Here is a 15,853-nt window from a genome sequence, read left to right as displayed (position 1 = left end):
ACATGGGGTCTGCGCATGGCATTTCAACTGCCCTGCGCAAAATAATTCTATCCGGCCAACAGGCCATCCAGTTCGCCCTGACGGTCGAGCATCATCAGGTCATCACAACCACCGACATGCTGCTCACCAATCCAGATCTGCGGCACGGTATGGCGCCGGCTTTTGGCCATCATCCGATTGCGGGCATCGCGGTCACCGTCCACGGATATTTCATGAATGGTGGCGCCCTTCTGCTTCAGCAGCTGCAGCGCACGCATGCAATAGGGGCATATGCGACTGGTGTAAATAGTAACTTCAGACATTGGAAACCGCCTCGTTTACTTGCTCACCAGCGGCAGATTCTGGGCCTGCCACTCACTGATGCCACCGCGCAAGCGAACCACATCAAAGCCTTTACTGCTCAGGGTGCGGCCTACGTGCCCGGTATGCTGGGCCATCTTATCCACCAGCAAAATGGTCTTGCTCTTGCTGGATTCCAGCTCAGACAGGCGTTCATTGATACGATTGTGAGGAATATTAATGGCGTCCACCAGATGCCCCTGCTTGAACTCCTTAGCCTCACGAACATCCACAATCAACGCCTCGCCACCATTGATCAGCCGGGTAGCCTCATGCACCGACAGGGTTTTACCGGCCTTGCTGCCCTCGGTCCAGAAGTAGCCAAATACCAAAGCACACAAAACACTGACCAGCAGCCATTGCTCACCCACAAATACAAAAAACTGTTCCACGAAATTCGATCCTGTTTATCGTCACTAGATTCGCCGCTCAAGCGCCGGCGCACAAAGCGAGGCAGTATACACCATCTGTATCATTAGGGAGCCAAAGCCGCTAAAATCGCCCCTCTTTGTTTGCTAGACGATCAATAATTTTATGACTGCCGCACGAAAACCTCTGGTCCTGCTGATTCTCGATGGCTTTGGCCACTCCGATGACAGCCAATACAACGCCATTAAAACCGCCAGTTCTCCTACTTGGGATAACCTGTGGCAGAACAATGCCAAAACCCTGATCCATACCTCGGGCATGGCCGTTGGCTTACCGGAAGGCCAGATGGGCAACTCCGAAGTCGGTCATATGACGCTTGGTGCCGGCCGGGTGGTGTATCAGAACTACACCCGCATCAACAAAGCCATCAGCGACGGTGACTTCTTCGAGAACCCGGTTTATTGCAACGCCATCGACCAAGCAGTCAACACCGGTAAAGCGGTTCACATTATGGGGTTGCTGTCACCGGGCGGCGTCCACAGTCACGACGCCCACATCAATGCCGCGGTGGAACTGGCCGCTCAGCGAGGCGCCAAACAGGTCTACGTACACGCCTTTCTCGATGGCCGCGACATGCCACCTCGCAGCGCCGAACCGTCACTACAGCAAACAGCCGACCTGCTGCAAAAACTGGGTGTTGGCCGCATTGCCAGCATCAGCGGACGCTTTTTCGGCATGGACCGTGACAACCGCTGGGACCGGGTACAAAAAGCCTACGACCTGATGACCGAAGGCAAGGCCGAGTATCGCGCTGGCGATGCGGTCAACGCCCTGCACAGCGCCTATGAGCGAGACGAGAACGATGAGTTTGTAGAACCCACGGTGATTGCAGCCGAGGGCGAAGCCCCTGCCACCATCAATGACGGCGATACCATTCTGTTTATGAATTTCCGCCCGGATCGCGCCCGCCAGATCACCCGCGCCTTTGTGGATCCCGGCTTTGATGGTTTTCAGCGCAACAAAGCACCGGCATTGGCCGATTTTGTCATGACCACCGAGTACGCCGCCGATATCGACACCCCATGTGCATTCCCACCTGAGGAGCTGCGCAACTCCTTTGGCGACGTTATGGCACAACAGGGCATGCAGCAACTGCGTATCGCCGAGACCGAGAAATACGCCCACGTCACCTTCTTTTTCAGCGGCGGCCAGGAAGACACCTACGGCGGGGAAGAACGCATTCTGATTCCGTCACCCGATGTCGAAACCTACGACCAGAAACCCGAGATGAGTGCCTATGAAGTCACCGATAAACTGGTGGAAGCCATTGAATCGGGCAAATACGACAGCATCATCTGCAACTACGCCAACTGTGATCAGGTTGGTCATACCGGTGTATTCGATGCATCCGTAAAAGCAGTCGAAGCAGTAGACGAGTGCCTGACCCGGGTTCTGGGTGCTCTTGACAAGGTAGGCGGCGAAGCCCTGATCACAGCCGACCACGGCAACGTGGAGGAAATGTTTGACGAGGCCAACAACCAGGTTCATACCCAGCACACCACCCTGCCGGTACCCTTTGTCTACGCCGGCCCGCGGCAGCTCAACCTGAAGGACGATGGCAGTCTGGCGGATGTGGCACCCACCATGCTGGATCTGCTTGGCGTCGCCCAACCAGCGGATATGACCGGCCGCAGCCTGGTAGAACTCAAGGCATAGCCCCAAGCCACAACCAAGGCCACATTGAAAAGGACCCCACTCATGCGCCGACACCTTATTACCCTGCTGACCATCCTGATGCTGCCATTGGCAGCTCAGGCACAGGGCGATCTCAGCGAGGCTGAATATCAGGCCAAGCTGAATGAACTGCAGGCCACCATTAAAGAACTGAAGACCGAGTTGGAGAAAGTTAAAAGCTCCCGCGACAACCTTGAAAACAATCTGCAGGGCACCGAGGTCAATATCGGCGAACTCCATAAGAAAATAGAGCGGCTCAAGGGGGAGCTTGCCAGCCAAAAAAAGCAACTGACGCAGCTCAAGCACCAGCGCTCTGAGCTGCAACAGCAACAGCAACAACAGCAGCAACGTATTGCCGAACACATCAATGCCGCCCACCGTTTGGGACAGCAAAGCCAACTGAAACTGCTGCTCAACCAGCAGCACCCCGATCAGGTGGCACGCACCCTCAAGTATTACGAGTACTTCCTCGAAGCCCGCTCTGAAAAAATTGACGCCTATCTGGCCGTCATTTCAGAGCTGGACACTCTCGAACCCAAAATTCAGGCCAAGACCCGACAGCTTGAGCAAAGCAAGCGCAGCCTCGAAGGACAACACCAGCAGCTGCGCAATCAACAACAGGAACGACTCGGCACCCTGACCAAGCTCAAGCAAAGTATTGCCAGTAAAGACCAGCAACTGAAAAAACTGGACAGAGACAAACGCCAACTGCAACAGCTGTTAGAAGAAGTCACCGCCGCGATCGCCAACCTCAATCTCAGCAGTGACGGCGAACCCTTCGCCAAGCGCAAAGGCAAAATGAAGCTGCCGGCCCGCGGCAAGATTGCCAATCGCTATGGTAGCCACCGCCTGTCGGGCAAGCTCAAATGGGAAGGTTTGGAAATCAAAGCCTCAGAGGGCAGCTCGGTAAGCGCGATCCATCACGGCCGAGTGGTTTTTTCCGATTACCTGCGCGGCCATGGCCTGTTGATCATCATCGATCACGGCGATGACTATATGAGCCTGTACGCCAACAACCAGACTCTACTGAAAGATATTGGCGACTGGGTCAGCAGTGGCGAAGAAATTGCCAAGGTGGGAAACTCCGGCGGCAAAGGCAGCAGCGGCCTGTATTTTGAAATCCGCCTACAGGGCAAACCGGTTAACCCCAACCTCTGGTGTAAGCGCTAACCCCAAACAGATCAACATAAGCGTTATTAACACTTGGCAGAATCGCTGGGTTTTTTTAGTCTTTTGGGATAAATAACAGGGAAGAATCGCCATGCATCAGCTTTCTCCGACCGACGCCAGCTTTTTCCAGCTGGAAACCCCGAAACAACCCATGATCATCGGCGCCTTATGGATCTGTGACCAAAGCACCGCCCCCAACGGTCTGGTGCGACACAAGCAGATTCTGGAATACGTGGAAGATCGCATCAGCCACAGCTCCCTGTTTCGCCGCCGCCTGCAGGCCGTCCCCATGAATCTTGACGACCCCTACTGGATCGACGACGCCAACTTTAACCTCGAATACCACGTCCGCCATGTCGGACTGCCCAAACCCGGTGATTTGCGCCAACTGCGAATTTTTACCGCCCGCATCATGTCCCGCTCCATGGATATGGAACGCGCCCCCTGGGAGCTCTACATCATTGAGGGACTCAATGACCCGGATAACTTCCCTGAAAATGGCTTTGCCGTATTGCTGCGATTGCATCACGCCTACGTAGATGGCAAATCGGCGGTGGAACTGATGTCGATGATGCTGGAAACCACCCCGGAACACCATTTCGGCGAACGGGATCTGGAACAGTTCGCCGAACCCGCCCTGTCCCCTACCGAGGCCTGGGCGCGGACCATCCCCCGACTGGCATCGCAGGCGTTTCGCAGTACCAAAGCCGGCATCCGGGCCGCCCGAAAAGGCCGCGAGCTCTACAGCAGACTGCGCCAAGACGCCCACCCCGATCAAACCCAGGTGCCGCAAACCCTGTTCAATCAAAATATTTCGCCACAGAGAGTATACGGATCGATTGATTGGGATTACCTGCAACTCAAATCGATCAGCCGGCTGACACCCAACGCATCCGTCAACGACGCCATTGTCGCCATTGTCGGTGGCGGCCTCAGGCGCTATCTGGATATGCACAATGAGCTGCCGGACGATCAATCTCTGGTGGCCCTGTGCCCGGTGTCGGTCAGACCCAATCAAAAGAAACGCGCCATGGGTAATATGGTCAGCGGCATGCTGATCGGTATTGGCACGGATATAGAAGACCCAATAGCGCGCCTGGAAAAGGTCCAAAGCCGCACCAGCAAAGCCATCCCTCTGGCTCAGGAAGTCATTAGCGAACTGGTCATCGCCTGGGGCGAGATGGTGCCTCCGGCCATGCGCTCACTGGTGGGCTGGGCACAGGGCAAACTGCACCTGCTCAGCCGCATGCCATTAATCAACACCGTGATCACCAACGTACCCGGGCCGGCCGGCATGGAGCCCCGCTATTTTGTCGGTGCCCGCGTCGATAAAATTTACCCCCTGATCCCCAACGCTGACGGCGTCGCCATTACCCATGGCATCACCGGTATTGGTACAAATCTGGCTCTGGGAGTTACCTGTGACAGAGCCATCATGCCCGACATGGATGACTATCTTGCCTGTATCGCGGCATCTACTCAGGAATATCTGGCCCTGACCCGGTAACCTCGAGCATCCCCCCAATTAGGGGGCCATTTCTAAATACGGACAGTAAGATGAACGTCTTACTGTCCGGTTTTGTACCCTTTAAACAATCAGCGGCAATTCGAGAGGCGCCCAATCATGAGCAAAGATTCCCCAGAGAAAATGGAAAGCCTAGCCAAGAAAATCTGGCTAGCGGGTCTGGGAGCCTACGGCCACTCCCTCGACGGCTTCCAGAACAGCTATGACAAACTGAGCGAAGAGAGCCAGAAGCTGTTTGATGAGCTGGTAGCCAAAGGCGAAGCCCTGCAGAATCAGGCCACTGACGCGGTCAAAGACAAGGTCAAAGAAGGCAACAGTCGCCTTGAAGCACGAGCCGACGAACTGAAAAGTAAATTGTCGATCACCTCCAGCATCAGCACCCGCCTGGAAGAAATGAGCAAGAAGATCGATAAGCTCTCCCAATCACTGGCCAACAAAGAGCCAGCCAAGAAGGGAAAAACAAGGGGGAAATAACGCCCCGGCCCTAATTAGAAAAGCATTTCTAATTAGGGGGGATTTTCTAACTTTTTGCCCTAGCATCAAATTCAAAGGTGCCGGGCCGGAAACGCAACATCGAGGTCCATATGGCTACCAAGAAACAGAAAGTAAAAGCCGTTGAGATTAAAGAAAGTCTGGCCAAGAAAATCTGGCTGGCCGGACTTGGCGCCTATGGCCGCTCACTGGATGGCGTCCAGAATCGTTATGAAAAGCTCAGTGAAGAAAGCCAGAAGCTGTTCGATGAACTGGTCAGCAAAGGCGAAGAGCTGCAAAGCGACACCACCGATCTGGTGAAAGACAAAGTCAAAGAAGGCAATAGCCGTCTTGAAGCCAGAATCGAAGAACTGCGAGAGCGCCTGTCCCTGACCACCAGTATCGACAAGCGCCTGGCGGATGTAAACGCCAAGATCGACCGCCTCAGTAAACGGCTGTCGAAGAAAACTGATTCCGAAGACTAATTTTAGTTTGTTGTTGTTTTGGCCCGGCTTGTCCGGGTCCTTTTTTTCAGCAAACCCCTATTCATTTATTGATTCAGGACGATGTCATGCCTGCTAAAAAACAAGTAAAACCACAAAGCGCACTGGAAAAGATTGAATCTCTTATCAAAAAAATCTGGCTGGCCAATCTGGGCATTTACAGCCGCTCCAAGGAAGAGATTCAAAGTCGCTATGAAAAATTGACTGACGAAGGTCAGCGCATTTTTGACGACCTGATCAGCAAAGGCGAAAGTGTCGAATCCGATGCCAAACGTTCCATCAACAGCAATCGCCAAAAGCTGGAAGAGCGCATTGCCGACCTGAAGCAACGATTGACATACAAGAGCAGCTTCAGCACCAAACTTGACGAAGTGAATGAAAAGCTGGACAAGCTCAGCGAAGCAGCTGCCAAGGTCTAAAACCAAAAACGCCGACATGACCGTCGGCGTTTTTATTTGTCATGCTGGCTTTGCGCCATCAGTCAAAATGCTTATCGCACTGCCGATGAATCTCATCCTCGATCAGATGTGCCAGTGGCCGCATCAAAAAAGGCAAATTAACTTCCACTCTTAACTGGCTATCATCGTAGTCAAGACGTCCTTTGGCACCACTGTTGTGGTGGTAATGAGTCTCGGTTGGCAAATGATTCGAATGGCCGCCAAAACGCTCGACCAATTTATCCGCCAACTCGCGCACCAGCTCCTGACATTCAGCCTCAGATAACTGATGATCTCTCTCGACGTAAATTTTTTTCATACCGGACTCAAAACTACTGCTTAGCGGGCGCAATATTATACACGGAAGTATCCGACCAAGCCCGGCATTCAATGGAAAAACTATTCGGGCAGGAAAGGCAACAATTGAATATACAGATGCTCTCGCATATCGGCCGCCTGAGAATTTTCACTCAACAGACTTAAACTCCCCTGCAAATTAAGCAGCGTATTCAAGAGATTATTAGCCAGCATAATGGACACCGCGGAAGGCCGCTCATCAGAGGGTGTCTGCAGCATATTTTCGACAAATTCCTGCAACTGATCATGCAGTTTGTTCAGTGCTTTGGACAACGGACGGCGCAGGTTTTCATAGCGAGCGCAAAGTGCTGCGGTATTCTGACTGATAAATTTATACTCAAGAAAAAAGTCAGCAACCAAACCCAGGTACATCAGCATGCCATCTTCATCGAGCTCGCCGACCTCCTGAATATCATCCATCAGGATCGACAGACCGGCATGGAAACGCGCGTACAACTCCTCAATCACCTCTTCTTTACCCTTGAAGTGATAGTAGAGGTTGCCGGGACTGATATTCATCTCATTGGCCAGATCAACACTGGTGATCAATGGCTCGCCCCGCTCGTTGAACAAAATCAGAGCCACATCCAGAATCAGATCGCGCGTTTTAATCTTTGCCATGCAGCAATGCTTCCCCCCAAAAGCCAGAACCAGCAACCAGATTCACTATTTGATCGTACCAACAAACAGATGCCAAGCGTATTGCCAGATACCTGATTATAATGGACACTCCAGTGAATTAATTGATTCTTTTAAAGTCGATAGATTATAGCCCCCACATCTGAAGGGCGGATACATTTATAACGGATAAATATTTCAGGAGCATCGCATGGCGCGTCGCCCATACCCCTTCCTTCGCAACAGCTTGTTGGCCCTGACACTGAGCAGTGTCTCCATTTGGGCTCAGGCCAGCGATGCCGATGCCGCCAGTTCGACCAATTCTGGCGCATTGCCTCTGGACGAACTGCGAACCTTTACCAAAGTCTACGAACACATTCGCAAAGGTTACGTTGAGGAAATCAGCGATAAAAGCCTGCTGGAATACGCAATCAAGGGCATGTTGTCAGAACTGGACCCCCACTCTGCCTACCTGAATGAAACGTCTTTCGACGACCTGCAAATCAACACCACCGGGGAATTTGGTGGACTGGGCATCGAAGTGGGCATGGAAGATGGCTTTGTCAAAGTGGTCTCTCCGATCGACGACACCCCGGCGGCCGAAGCCGGTGTCGAAGCGGGTGACCTGATTATCAAGCTGGATGAAACCCCGGTTAAAGGCCTGTCCCTGCAAGAGGCGGTGGAGCTGATGCGAGGCGTCAAGGGCAGTAAAATCATTCTGACCATTGTTCGCGAAGGCCAAAACGCCCCGTTTGAATTGGAAATTATTCGCGACATCATCAAAGTCCAAAGTGTGCGCTCCAAAGTCCTCGAAGAAGGGTTTGGCTATATCCGCATCGCTCAGTTTCAGGTCAACACCGGCAGCGACACCAGCGCCGCGATCGAGAAGCTGCAAAACGAAACCGAACTCAAAGGCCTGATTCTGGATCTGCGCAACAATCCCGGTGGCGTACTGCAGGCCTCGGTGGAAGTTGCCGACGCCTTTCTCGACGAGGGCATGATCGTCTATACCGAAGGCCGCATTGAGAACACCGACACCAGCTACGACGCCAAGGCCGGTGACGAAACCAACGGCCTGCCGATTGTGGTTTTGATTAATGACGGTTCTGCATCAGCCTCGGAAATCGTTGCCGGAGCACTGCAGGATCATCGCCGCGCTATCATTATGGGCACCCGCAGCTTTGGCAAAGGCTCGGTACAAACCGTCATTCCATTAAGTGAAGAGCGTGCCATCAAGCTCACAACCGCCCTCTACTTTACCCCCAATGGTCGCTCCATTCAGGCTCAGGGTATTGCCCCGGACATCGAAGTGGTCCGTGCCAAGGTGACATCTCTGGGTAAAAGTAATCGCATGAGCGAGGCCGACCTTAAAGGCCATCTTGGTAACGGCAATGGCAAACAAGAAAACGGCAGCGAAGCCCGCAAACAGGCCAGCAAAGAGCGCAGTGACCTGTTCAGCCGGGACAACCAGCTGTTTGAAGCCCTGAATTTGCTTAAGGGCCTCAACCTGTTTGGCCGCCAACAGTCGGTTGATGACATAGAGACGCCACAATCCTGAAGCTAAAGCACTCCTGTGGCGTTATAATGGCCGGCATTAAAACAACAAGACGCCGGTAACCATGCAGCGATTTCACCCGCGGTTTTTTATCCCTCTGCTACTTCTCACCCTGGTCTCCGGCCATGGCTGGGGTCAGGATGGATCAGGCCAGAAAAAGATCGCCAAAATAGCCATTATCATTGATGATCTCGGCTACAGTCTTACTTACGGGATGCAGGCCGTACAATACCCGGGGCCACTGACTCTGGCCGTGCTGCCCTTTGGGCCCAATAGCCAGAAGCTTGCTAAAACCGGTTACGAGCGGGGCAAAGAAATCATGCTGCACGCGCCCATGAGCACCTTGGCACCACAGCCATTGGACAAGGGCGCATTAACCTCCGACATGGACCACACCACCTTTATCCAAACCCTGCGTGACAGCATCCACGCCATTCCCTATATCTCCGGGATCAACAACCACATGGGCAGCGCCCTGACCCAAAACCAGCAATCGATGAACTGGCTTATGGGAGAAGTCAGCCAGCACGGCCTGTTTTTTATCGACAGCCGCACCAGTGCCTCCAGTGTGGCCCAACAGACTGCGGAAAATCATATGATCCCCAGTCGCACCCGGGATATTTTCCTTGACCACGAGCGCACCCCCGAAGCCGTTGCCCATCAGTTTCAGCGCCTGATTCACCTTGCCCATAAAAAAGGCTCAGCCATCGCCATTGGCCATCCCACCAAGGTCACCATGGATTTTCTCAACAGTCAGGCCAACCGGTTCGACCAGCTGGGGGTTCAACTGGTCAGCGTCTCCGAGCTACTACCCCAGATGAATACCAGCCTCAGCCATCTGGACGATGAGCCCGGCAACCGCTTGCCAATACCCGAAGACAGCCTGACCCCGGAGCAAATCGTCTACTGAGCTTTGCCAGCCCCCCATATGGGGCTAACAATTTTCAAAAACAGGGTCTAAACTGACTTAAGAAGTTGAATAAAGCGCCGAAAACAACTTCATAACCTAAAAATATTCGGCTTAATCGGGGCAATGACCATGGCACGGGCAACAAGAATGGGAGACACGGGAGGCTCTCATCAGCGCACAGAGCGCTTTTTCCAAAGGGAAGGATACTGGTACTACAGTACGCGTGAAGGTGTCGATATCGGCCCATTCGACGCACGTGACGACGCCGAAGATGGCTGCATGGAGTTTATTGATTTCGTGTGTAACGACTCCGCTGATGACTTTTCCAAAACACTGGCACTGTATCGTTACGCCTGATGGCCAGTCGCGATAACCAATAAAAAAGCCTCCTGTCGGAGGCTTTTTTATTGGCGCGATTGCGGTCACAGCCGCACTTCAACCCCCTGGTCCTGCATAAACCGCTTGGCTTCAGGCACAGAGTATTCACCAAAGTGAAAAATGCTCGCCGCCAGAACCGCATCAGCGCGCCCTGCCACCACACCATCAACCAGATGCTGCAAGTCGCCTACACCACCAGATGCAATCACTGGAACCGATACCGCATCACTGATTGCCCGGGTCACCCCCAGATCAAAACCGTTCTTGGTACCATCACGATCCATGCTGGTCAGTAGAATCTCGCCAGCGCCAAATTCAGCCATCTTGACCGCCCACTGGACGGCATCAATGCCGGTGGGCTTGCGCCCCCCATGAGTAAAGATCTCCCAGCGAGGCTCCTCACCCTCTTCACTGACCCGCTTGGCATCAATCGCCACCACAATACACTGAGCGCCAAAGCGCTCAGAGGCTTCACGCACAAACTCGGGATTCTTAACCGCCGCCGAATTGATGCTGACCTTGTCGGCACCGGCGTTGAGCATGGTGCGGATATCTTCTACCGTGCGAATGCCACCCCCCACTGTCAGCGGGATAAATACTTCGGAAGCGATCTGCTCAACCGTATGCACGGTGGTATCGCGCCCCTCGTGAGTTGCGGTAATATCGAGGAAGGTGATCTCGTCAGCCCCCTGTTCGTTGTAGCGCTTGGCCACTTCAACCGGGTCGCCGGCATCACGGATGCCCACAAAGTTGACGCCCTTTACCACTCGACCATTATCGACATCCAGGCAGGGAATGATTCGTTTTGCTAACGCCATGAAAAGCCCTATAAAGATAATTTATTTCAACACAACTTACGTCATTGGTAGATCATCCTATAACTGCTAGGATAACCCGCAAATTTAATCCACAAAATCACCAAAGGCATGCGATGGACATCCAGGATTTAATGGAACAGCGCAGAGCTCCGCGATTTAACACGGAGCTGAATGCCGAGCTTTCGACCCACGAAAACTCTCTGGGTGATTGCGTCATCTGCAATATATCGCGCTCCGGCCTGCAGATTGAGTGCTCCATGACTCAGGCGGCCCAACTGATACCGAATCAGGGCGGACCACCTCGAATCCCAGATATCCAACTCACATTAAGCTTTTCGGTACCGACCAGCGCTCGGGATAAAACGCTGATTCGTGTCACCTGCGACCTGATTTACGTGCGCCGTGTCACCCGGGAAAAACACCAACTGGGCTGCCAATTCCGTGAATTCCACGACGACTGCAACGAACATCTGGAAGACTTCCTTAGGCATTTTGCCACCAGTCAGCCCAAATCGGTTTAAGCCTGACCGTCCCAGCCGACAAAATTCTTCAGCAGTTGCAGGCCCGCCGTATGGCTTTTCTCAGGGTGGAACTGCACCGCAAATAAATTGCCGTGCGCCACAGCCACATCAAAGTCCACGCCATAGTGACAGCGACCGACAACCTCACCACTCATGGCTGACACATAATAACTGTGCACAAAGTAAAAGCGCTCACCGTCGGCAATGTTATGCCACATCGGATGAGACTGATTCTGACTCACCTGATTCCAGCCCATATGGGGCACCTTGAGGTGCTGCCCGGACTCATCGCGAAGATCCTTGCCGAAAAACTTTACCTCACCATCCAGCTGAGCTAGACAGTCAACACCGCCGTTTTCCTCACTGCGCTCCATCAGAGCCTGCATACCGACACAGATGCCCAATACCGGGCGACCACTGGCGACCAACTCTGGCACCAGTTGATCGAACCCCAGGCGGCGGATTTCAGCCATACAATCTCGAATGGCTCCCACCCCCGGGAAAATGATGTGGTCGGCAGTTTCAATAACGTCACGCTCGGCGCTGACCAAAACCTCTGCGTCGGGTGCTACATGCTCCAAGGCACTGGCCACGGAATGCAGATTGCCCATGCCATAGTCGATCACGGCAATGCGATTTGCACTCATAGTCAAACTCTCTTATCCAACAACTATAGAAATACGGGACCGCTTAGAGGGTGCCCTTGGTAGAAGGCATCATGCCACTCATGCGCGGATCTTCTTCCAACGCCATGCGCAGCGCGCGACCAAACGCCTTAAACACGGTTTCAATCTGGTGATGGGCATTAAAACCGCGCAGACAATCGATGTGCAGGGTTACCTGAGCGTGGTTTACAAACCCCTGGAAAAATTCCCAGAACAATTCGGTATCAAAATTGCCCACCCGCTTCTGGGTAAAAGGCACATCCATCACCAGACCGGGACGCCCGGAAAAGTCGATCACGACACGTGACAGCGCTTCATCGAGCGGTACATAGGCGTGACCGTAACGACGAATGCCTTTTTTGTCGCCCACTGACTGGGCTATAGCCTGCCCGAGAGTGATGCCAATATCTTCTACCGTGTGGTGATCATCAATATGGATATCCCCTTTGCAGGTGATATCCAGATCAATCAGACCATGACGGGCAATCTGATCCATCATGTGCTCCAGAAACGGCACACCGGTATCAAACTGGCCCTTGCCAGCGCCATCCAAATTGAGTGACACAGAAATCTGGGTTTCCAGAGTATCCCGGCTGACTGATGCGGTTCTTTCCGCCATAGTGATCTCCACAAAAACAATTACAGGCACCGCGTCGTTAACTGAGCCCGGCACCGAAAGAGCGCGATTATACCCTGCTACAAAGACAACGCCTAACCCGAAAAGGCAACCATTTTCCGAGTAAATTGGTCAGGCATTATTGGAGCCACTCTTAAAATGTTATATCATAACGCTTAAATTTGTTGCCGTTCTCTGTTTCGAATCCCGATGTTGTTACCACAAAGAGCCAGTTATTGTTTACTGCTCCTGTTGCTGCCCCTGTTAATGACGCAGCAACTGGCGACAGCGCATGTCCACGATAATCCACACGAGCACATCGAGTGTGATTTCCACATGCAATCGGGGGGCTGTGACGCCTCGGTTATAACCACCGCCCTGCCCCAGAGCACCCTCACATTGGAGGTGTTGACAGCCTTTATCGGCCTCAACGCCCCACAAAAACTGATCGCCGCCTATCAAGGGCGCGCGCCCCCGGTTCCTTTCTGATTTAAACAACGCACCAAATTATCAGTAAAAAAGGCCATGCAGCCTTAAAGGAACAACCATGAAATTTCGTCTGTGGGCTACTTTGCCCGCCTTTATAGTGACACCAGCCCTGGCAGAAAAAATCGAAGAAGTGATTGTCAGCGCCTCTCCCATCAGCAGTACCCACGTTGACACCGCCAGCGTATTGAATGGCGCTGAGCTGCGCACCCGCGCTGCCGCCACACTGGCCGAAACCCTGTCCGGTCAGGTGGGTGTCAGCACCACCTCTTTTGGCCCTAACGTAGGCAACCCGGTTATTCGTGGCCAAAGCGGTGCCCGCGTCAAAGTGATGCAGGACAACCTCGACACTCTGGACCTGTCGACCACCAGTGCCGATCACGCCAACACCACCGAGCCCCTGCTGGCAGACCAAATTGAAATCTTACGCGGCCCAAGCACCCTGCGTTTCGGCAGTGGCGCGATTGGCGGCGTCGTCAATGTGATTGACAGTCGCATCCCCAGACAACTGACCGACAAAGCCATTTCCGGCGCCATTGAAACCCGCCACAGCACCGTTAACGATGAAACCGCCACGGTCGCACGTCTGGATGGCAGTGCCGGCAAGATGGCCTGGCACGCCGATGGCCTCTACCGTGAAAGCAGCGACGTCGAGATCCCAGGCTATGGCAATCACGAAGATCCGGATGAATCTCCACACGGTTACATTGAAAACAGCAGCGCCCGAGCCCATGCCTACAGCGTCGGCGGCAGCTGGTTTGGCGAGCGCGGCATGTTTGGCCTGAGCATCAACCAACAGGAAAATGAGTACGGCCTTCCCCCCGGCGGCCATGATCACGGTCACGGCGGTGGTGGCGGTGGCCATGACGACGAAGAGCTAGTCCGTCTGGATATGGAACAAACCCGCATCGATCTGAAAGGCGAGCTGGATCAGCCATTTCAGGGATTTGAAAAAATGCGCGTACAGATGGCTCACAACGATTATGAGCACACCGAATTTGAAGGTGATGAAGCCGGCACCATGTTCGAAAACGACGCCATCGAAGGCCGGGTAGAACTGTTGCACAACCCGATCAACGACTGGAAAGGCGCCATTGGTCTGCAGATTCTGGACCGCGATGTCACCGCCACCGGTGAAGAAGCCTTTATTCCCAATGCCGATATTCAATCCTACGGTCTGTTTCTGATCGAAGAAAAACACTGGGATAGCAAAAGCCATCAACCCTGGATTCAATGGGGTCTGCGCGTAGAGCGTCAGGAAGTCGATCCGGACAACAGCAGCAGCGAAAATCACACCGCGTTCAGTGGTTCTATCGCCTACCACTGGACTCCTGCCGAAGCCCATCACTTCAGCATCAGCTACAGTCTGGCTGAGCGCGCGCCGACTCTGGAAGAGCTGTTTTCAGACGGCCCGCACATTGCTTCTCAGAGCTTTGATATCGGTGACCGCAATCTGGATAACGAGCGCAGCAACAACATCGATTTGGGCTATGAGTGGCATCCAGCCGAACCGGGACTGCTGCAAGAAGCCAGTATCAATGTTTTCTACAATCAGTTTGACGACTACATCTATGCGTTCAACACTGGTGTGGAAGACGTCGATTCTGAACTGGACATCTATGAGTACGTTCAGGAAGATGCCCGCTTCCATGGCATCGAAGCCGAAACCCGCTTCGGTCTGAGCGAGGCTGTAACGCTGCGCCTGTTTGGTGACTACGTACGCGCCAAGCTCGACGACAACGGCGACATTCCCCGCACCACTCCGGCCCGCTTCGGTACCGAACTGCGTTACAGCGCCAACTCGCTGGAGGCTTCTGTTCAGTGGCTGTCCGTGTCCGAGCAGGACAATCCGGGCATCAACGAAGAAGAAACGGACGGTTACGATCAGCTGGATGCTCAGGTGCAATGGCATCTGGACAGTGGCGCTACGCCAGTTATGGTGTTTGTACGCGGCACCAACCTGCTGAACCAAGAAATCCGCCACGCCACCTCTTATTTGAGAGAACTGGCCCCCGCCGCTGGTCGCAACATTACCACCGGCATCCAAGTCAGTTTTTAAAAACTCAGCTTTTAAAATCTGACCTGGATCAAAAAACCACCACCACAGCCGGAGGCGACTCCGGCTTTTTGATTCATATCAACAGCCCTTTCAGCAGCAGTCGTATTCTGATTGCATTGAATTCAGCATTCCGAGAGAGGGACACGATCATGGCAGAAACAGTATTTTTAGGTGGTTTGGGTATGGCAATCAGCATGGGCGGCATCGTGGTTCTGGCCGCTATCGCCGGCACACTTTGCTTTGTTCTTGAGAAAAAACTGGAAAGCGGACGCGAGCACTGAGCCGCTCTGACTTAACCCAGTGACAGAGGCGCCTTTATACA

The 15,853-nt window shown here is 53.4% G+C and carries 20 protein-coding genes; 13 read left to right on the top strand and 7 right to left on the bottom strand.

All coding sequences use genetic code 11. The annotated features are described in order from the left end of the window. Positions 1–47: 47 nt before the first annotated feature. Together grxC and ACPXV9_RS09675 are read right to left on the bottom strand one after the other, a co-directional pair. Positions 48–302 carry a glutaredoxin 3 gene (grxC, locus tag ACPXV9_RS09680; protein WP_423896287.1) on the bottom strand — a complete coding sequence of 85 codons (255 nt, stop codon included), beginning with the start codon at positions 300–302 and terminating at the stop codon, positions 48–50. A gap of 15 nt (positions 303–317) precedes the next feature. Beyond that, positions 318–731, bottom strand: coding sequence for a rhodanese-like domain-containing protein (locus tag ACPXV9_RS09675; protein WP_423896285.1), 414 nt, complete (start codon positions 729–731; stop codon positions 318–320). A gap of 142 nt (positions 732–873) precedes the next feature. Between ACPXV9_RS09675 and gpmI the strand changes: the two genes are divergently transcribed. From gpmI to ACPXV9_RS09645, 6 genes are all read left to right on the top strand, one after another. Next, entirely contained in the window at positions 874–2,424 is a 1,551-nt protein-coding gene (gene gpmI, locus ACPXV9_RS09670) for a 2,3-bisphosphoglycerate-independent phosphoglycerate mutase (protein ID WP_423896283.1), read from the top strand. 42 nt (positions 2,425–2,466) lie between these two features. Then, positions 2,467–3,612 carry a murein hydrolase activator EnvC family protein gene (locus tag ACPXV9_RS09665; protein WP_423896281.1) on the top strand — a complete coding sequence of 382 codons (1,146 nt, stop codon included), beginning with the start codon at positions 2,467–2,469 and terminating at the stop codon, positions 3,610–3,612. 91 nt (positions 3,613–3,703) lie between these two features. After that, a complete protein-coding gene (locus ACPXV9_RS09660; RefSeq protein ID WP_423896279.1) occupies positions 3,704–5,119 on the top strand; it encodes a wax ester/triacylglycerol synthase family O-acyltransferase in 1,416 nt (471 codons plus the stop codon). A gap of 117 nt (positions 5,120–5,236) precedes the next feature. After that, positions 5,237–5,611, top strand: coding sequence for a phasin family protein (locus ACPXV9_RS09655; protein ID WP_423896277.1), 375 nt, complete (start codon positions 5,237–5,239; stop codon positions 5,609–5,611). Between the two features lie 110 nt (positions 5,612–5,721). Next, a complete protein-coding gene (locus tag ACPXV9_RS09650; protein WP_423896276.1) occupies positions 5,722–6,093 on the top strand; it encodes a phasin-related domain-containing protein in 372 nt (123 codons plus the stop codon). 86 nt (positions 6,094–6,179) lie between these two features. Beyond that, positions 6,180–6,530 (top strand): phasin-related domain-containing protein, encoded by a 351-nt coding sequence (locus ACPXV9_RS09645; RefSeq protein ID WP_423896274.1) that lies wholly within the window; start codon positions 6,180–6,182, stop codon positions 6,528–6,530. A gap of 58 nt (positions 6,531–6,588) precedes the next feature. Here ACPXV9_RS09645 and ACPXV9_RS09640 read toward each other — a convergent pair whose 3' ends face one another. Beyond that, complete coding sequence (locus tag ACPXV9_RS09640) at positions 6,589–6,867, bottom strand: polyhydroxyalkanoic acid system family protein (protein ID WP_423896272.1); 279 nt, start codon at positions 6,865–6,867, stop codon at positions 6,589–6,591. Positions 6,868–6,947: 80 nt separating this feature from the next. After that, positions 6,948–7,526: a TetR/AcrR family transcriptional regulator gene (locus tag ACPXV9_RS09635; protein ID WP_423896270.1), complete on the bottom strand. Its 579-nt coding sequence runs from the start codon at positions 7,524–7,526 to the stop codon at positions 6,948–6,950. Between the two features lie 208 nt (positions 7,527–7,734). Here ACPXV9_RS09635 and ACPXV9_RS09630 point away from each other — a divergent pair, with 208 nt between their 5' ends. The 3 genes from ACPXV9_RS09630 (at position 7,735) to ACPXV9_RS09620 (ending at position 10,345) form a co-directional block, all read left to right on the top strand. Continuing rightward, on the top strand, positions 7,735–9,081 hold the full coding sequence (locus ACPXV9_RS09630) for a S41 family peptidase (RefSeq protein ID WP_423896269.1): 1,347 nt from the start codon (positions 7,735–7,737) through the stop codon (positions 9,079–9,081). 61 nt (positions 9,082–9,142) lie between these two features. Then, the gene (locus ACPXV9_RS09625) at positions 9,143–9,988 is read left to right on the top strand and encodes a divergent polysaccharide deacetylase family protein (protein ID WP_423896267.1); all 846 of its coding nucleotides are present in this window, start codon (positions 9,143–9,145) and stop codon (positions 9,986–9,988) included. 129 nt (positions 9,989–10,117) lie between these two features. Then, on the top strand, positions 10,118–10,345 hold the full coding sequence (locus ACPXV9_RS09620; protein WP_423896266.1) for a DUF6316 family protein: 228 nt from the start codon (positions 10,118–10,120) through the stop codon (positions 10,343–10,345). A 65-nt stretch (positions 10,346–10,410) separates the two neighbouring features. On the opposite strand, the gene hisF is transcribed toward ACPXV9_RS09620, so the two are convergent. Then, positions 10,411–11,184 carry an imidazole glycerol phosphate synthase subunit HisF gene (hisF, locus tag ACPXV9_RS09615; RefSeq protein ID WP_423896264.1) on the bottom strand — a complete coding sequence of 258 codons (774 nt, stop codon included), beginning with the start codon at positions 11,182–11,184 and terminating at the stop codon, positions 10,411–10,413. A 131-nt stretch (positions 11,185–11,315) separates the two neighbouring features. Between hisF and ACPXV9_RS09610 the strand changes: the two genes are divergently transcribed. Then, a complete protein-coding gene (locus tag ACPXV9_RS09610; RefSeq protein WP_423896263.1) occupies positions 11,316–11,705 on the top strand; it encodes a PilZ domain-containing protein in 390 nt (129 codons plus the stop codon). Here ACPXV9_RS09610 and hisH read toward each other — a convergent pair. Together hisH and hisB are read right to left on the bottom strand one after the other, a co-directional pair. Further along, positions 11,702–12,352 (bottom strand): imidazole glycerol phosphate synthase subunit HisH, encoded by a 651-nt coding sequence (hisH, locus tag ACPXV9_RS09605; protein ID WP_423896261.1) that lies wholly within the window; start codon positions 12,350–12,352, stop codon positions 11,702–11,704. The genes ACPXV9_RS09610 and hisH overlap by 4 nt on opposite strands. A gap of 43 nt (positions 12,353–12,395) precedes the next feature. Next, the gene (gene hisB / locus ACPXV9_RS09600; RefSeq protein WP_423896260.1) at positions 12,396–12,989 is read right to left on the bottom strand and encodes an imidazoleglycerol-phosphate dehydratase HisB; all 594 of its coding nucleotides are present in this window, start codon (positions 12,987–12,989) and stop codon (positions 12,396–12,398) included. A gap of 207 nt (positions 12,990–13,196) precedes the next feature. On the opposite strand from hisB, the gene ACPXV9_RS09595 reads away from it, so the two are divergent. From ACPXV9_RS09595 to ACPXV9_RS09585, 3 genes are all read left to right on the top strand, one after another. After that, on the top strand, positions 13,197–13,475 hold the full coding sequence (locus ACPXV9_RS09595) for a hypothetical protein (RefSeq protein ID WP_423896258.1): 279 nt from the start codon (positions 13,197–13,199) through the stop codon (positions 13,473–13,475). 58 nt (positions 13,476–13,533) lie between these two features. Then, on the top strand, positions 13,534–15,531 hold the full coding sequence (locus ACPXV9_RS09590; RefSeq protein ID WP_423896256.1) for a TonB-dependent receptor: 1,998 nt from the start codon (positions 13,534–13,536) through the stop codon (positions 15,529–15,531). A 149-nt stretch (positions 15,532–15,680) separates the two neighbouring features. Next, complete coding sequence (locus ACPXV9_RS09585; RefSeq protein WP_423896255.1) at positions 15,681–15,812, top strand: hypothetical protein; 132 nt, start codon at positions 15,681–15,683, stop codon at positions 15,810–15,812. Positions 15,813–15,853: the final 41 nt, after the last annotated feature.

Source organism: Candidatus Pelagadaptatus aseana (genome assembly GCF_040362265.1).
In the GTDB taxonomy this organism is placed as follows: Bacteria; Pseudomonadota; Gammaproteobacteria; order Pseudomonadales; family Cellvibrionaceae; genus Pelagadaptatus; species Pelagadaptatus aseana.
Note: the sequence above shows the minus strand (reverse complement) of the source record. Positions and strands in the feature narration are given on the sequence as shown.

Bases quoted from the DNA above. Each gene is read 5' to 3' on its own strand.
- ACPXV9_RS09640 (WP_423896272.1), bottom strand. From the start codon at position 6,867: ATGAAAAAAATTTACGTCGAGAGAGATCATCAGTTATCTGAGGCTGAA.
- grxC (WP_423896287.1), bottom strand. From the start codon at position 302: ATGTCTGAAGTTACTATTTACACCAGTCGCATATGCCCCTATTGCATG.
- hisF (WP_423896264.1), bottom strand. From the start codon at position 11,184: ATGGCGTTAGCAAAACGAATCATTCCCTGCCTGGATGTCGATAATGGT.
- ACPXV9_RS09655 (WP_423896277.1), top strand. From the start codon at position 5,237: ATGAGCAAAGATTCCCCAGAGAAAATGGAAAGCCTAGCCAAGAAAATC.
- ACPXV9_RS09660 (WP_423896279.1), top strand. From the start codon at position 3,704: ATGCATCAGCTTTCTCCGACCGACGCCAGCTTTTTCCAGCTGGAAACC.
- ACPXV9_RS09585 (WP_423896255.1), top strand. From the start codon at position 15,681: ATGGCAGAAACAGTATTTTTAGGTGGTTTGGGTATGGCAATCAGCATG.
- ACPXV9_RS09665 (WP_423896281.1), top strand. From the start codon at position 2,467: ATGCGCCGACACCTTATTACCCTGCTGACCATCCTGATGCTGCCATTG.
- ACPXV9_RS09650 (WP_423896276.1), top strand. From the start codon at position 5,722: ATGGCTACCAAGAAACAGAAAGTAAAAGCCGTTGAGATTAAAGAAAGT.
- ACPXV9_RS09625 (WP_423896267.1), top strand. From the start codon at position 9,143: ATGCAGCGATTTCACCCGCGGTTTTTTATCCCTCTGCTACTTCTCACC.
- ACPXV9_RS09645 (WP_423896274.1), top strand. From the start codon at position 6,180: ATGCCTGCTAAAAAACAAGTAAAACCACAAAGCGCACTGGAAAAGATT.
- ACPXV9_RS09620 (WP_423896266.1), top strand. From the start codon at position 10,118: ATGGCACGGGCAACAAGAATGGGAGACACGGGAGGCTCTCATCAGCGC.
- ACPXV9_RS09635 (WP_423896270.1), bottom strand. From the start codon at position 7,526: ATGGCAAAGATTAAAACGCGCGATCTGATTCTGGATGTGGCTCTGATT.
- hisB (WP_423896260.1), bottom strand. From the start codon at position 12,989: ATGGCGGAAAGAACCGCATCAGTCAGCCGGGATACTCTGGAAACCCAG.
- gpmI (WP_423896283.1), top strand. From the start codon at position 874: ATGACTGCCGCACGAAAACCTCTGGTCCTGCTGATTCTCGATGGCTTT.
- hisH (WP_423896261.1), bottom strand. From the start codon at position 12,352: ATGAGTGCAAATCGCATTGCCGTGATCGACTATGGCATGGGCAATCTG.
- ACPXV9_RS09630 (WP_423896269.1), top strand. From the start codon at position 7,735: ATGGCGCGTCGCCCATACCCCTTCCTTCGCAACAGCTTGTTGGCCCTG.
- ACPXV9_RS09590 (WP_423896256.1), top strand. From the start codon at position 13,534: ATGAAATTTCGTCTGTGGGCTACTTTGCCCGCCTTTATAGTGACACCA.
- ACPXV9_RS09595 (WP_423896258.1), top strand. From the start codon at position 13,197: ATGTTGTTACCACAAAGAGCCAGTTATTGTTTACTGCTCCTGTTGCTG.
- ACPXV9_RS09610 (WP_423896263.1), top strand. From the start codon at position 11,316: ATGGAACAGCGCAGAGCTCCGCGATTTAACACGGAGCTGAATGCCGAG.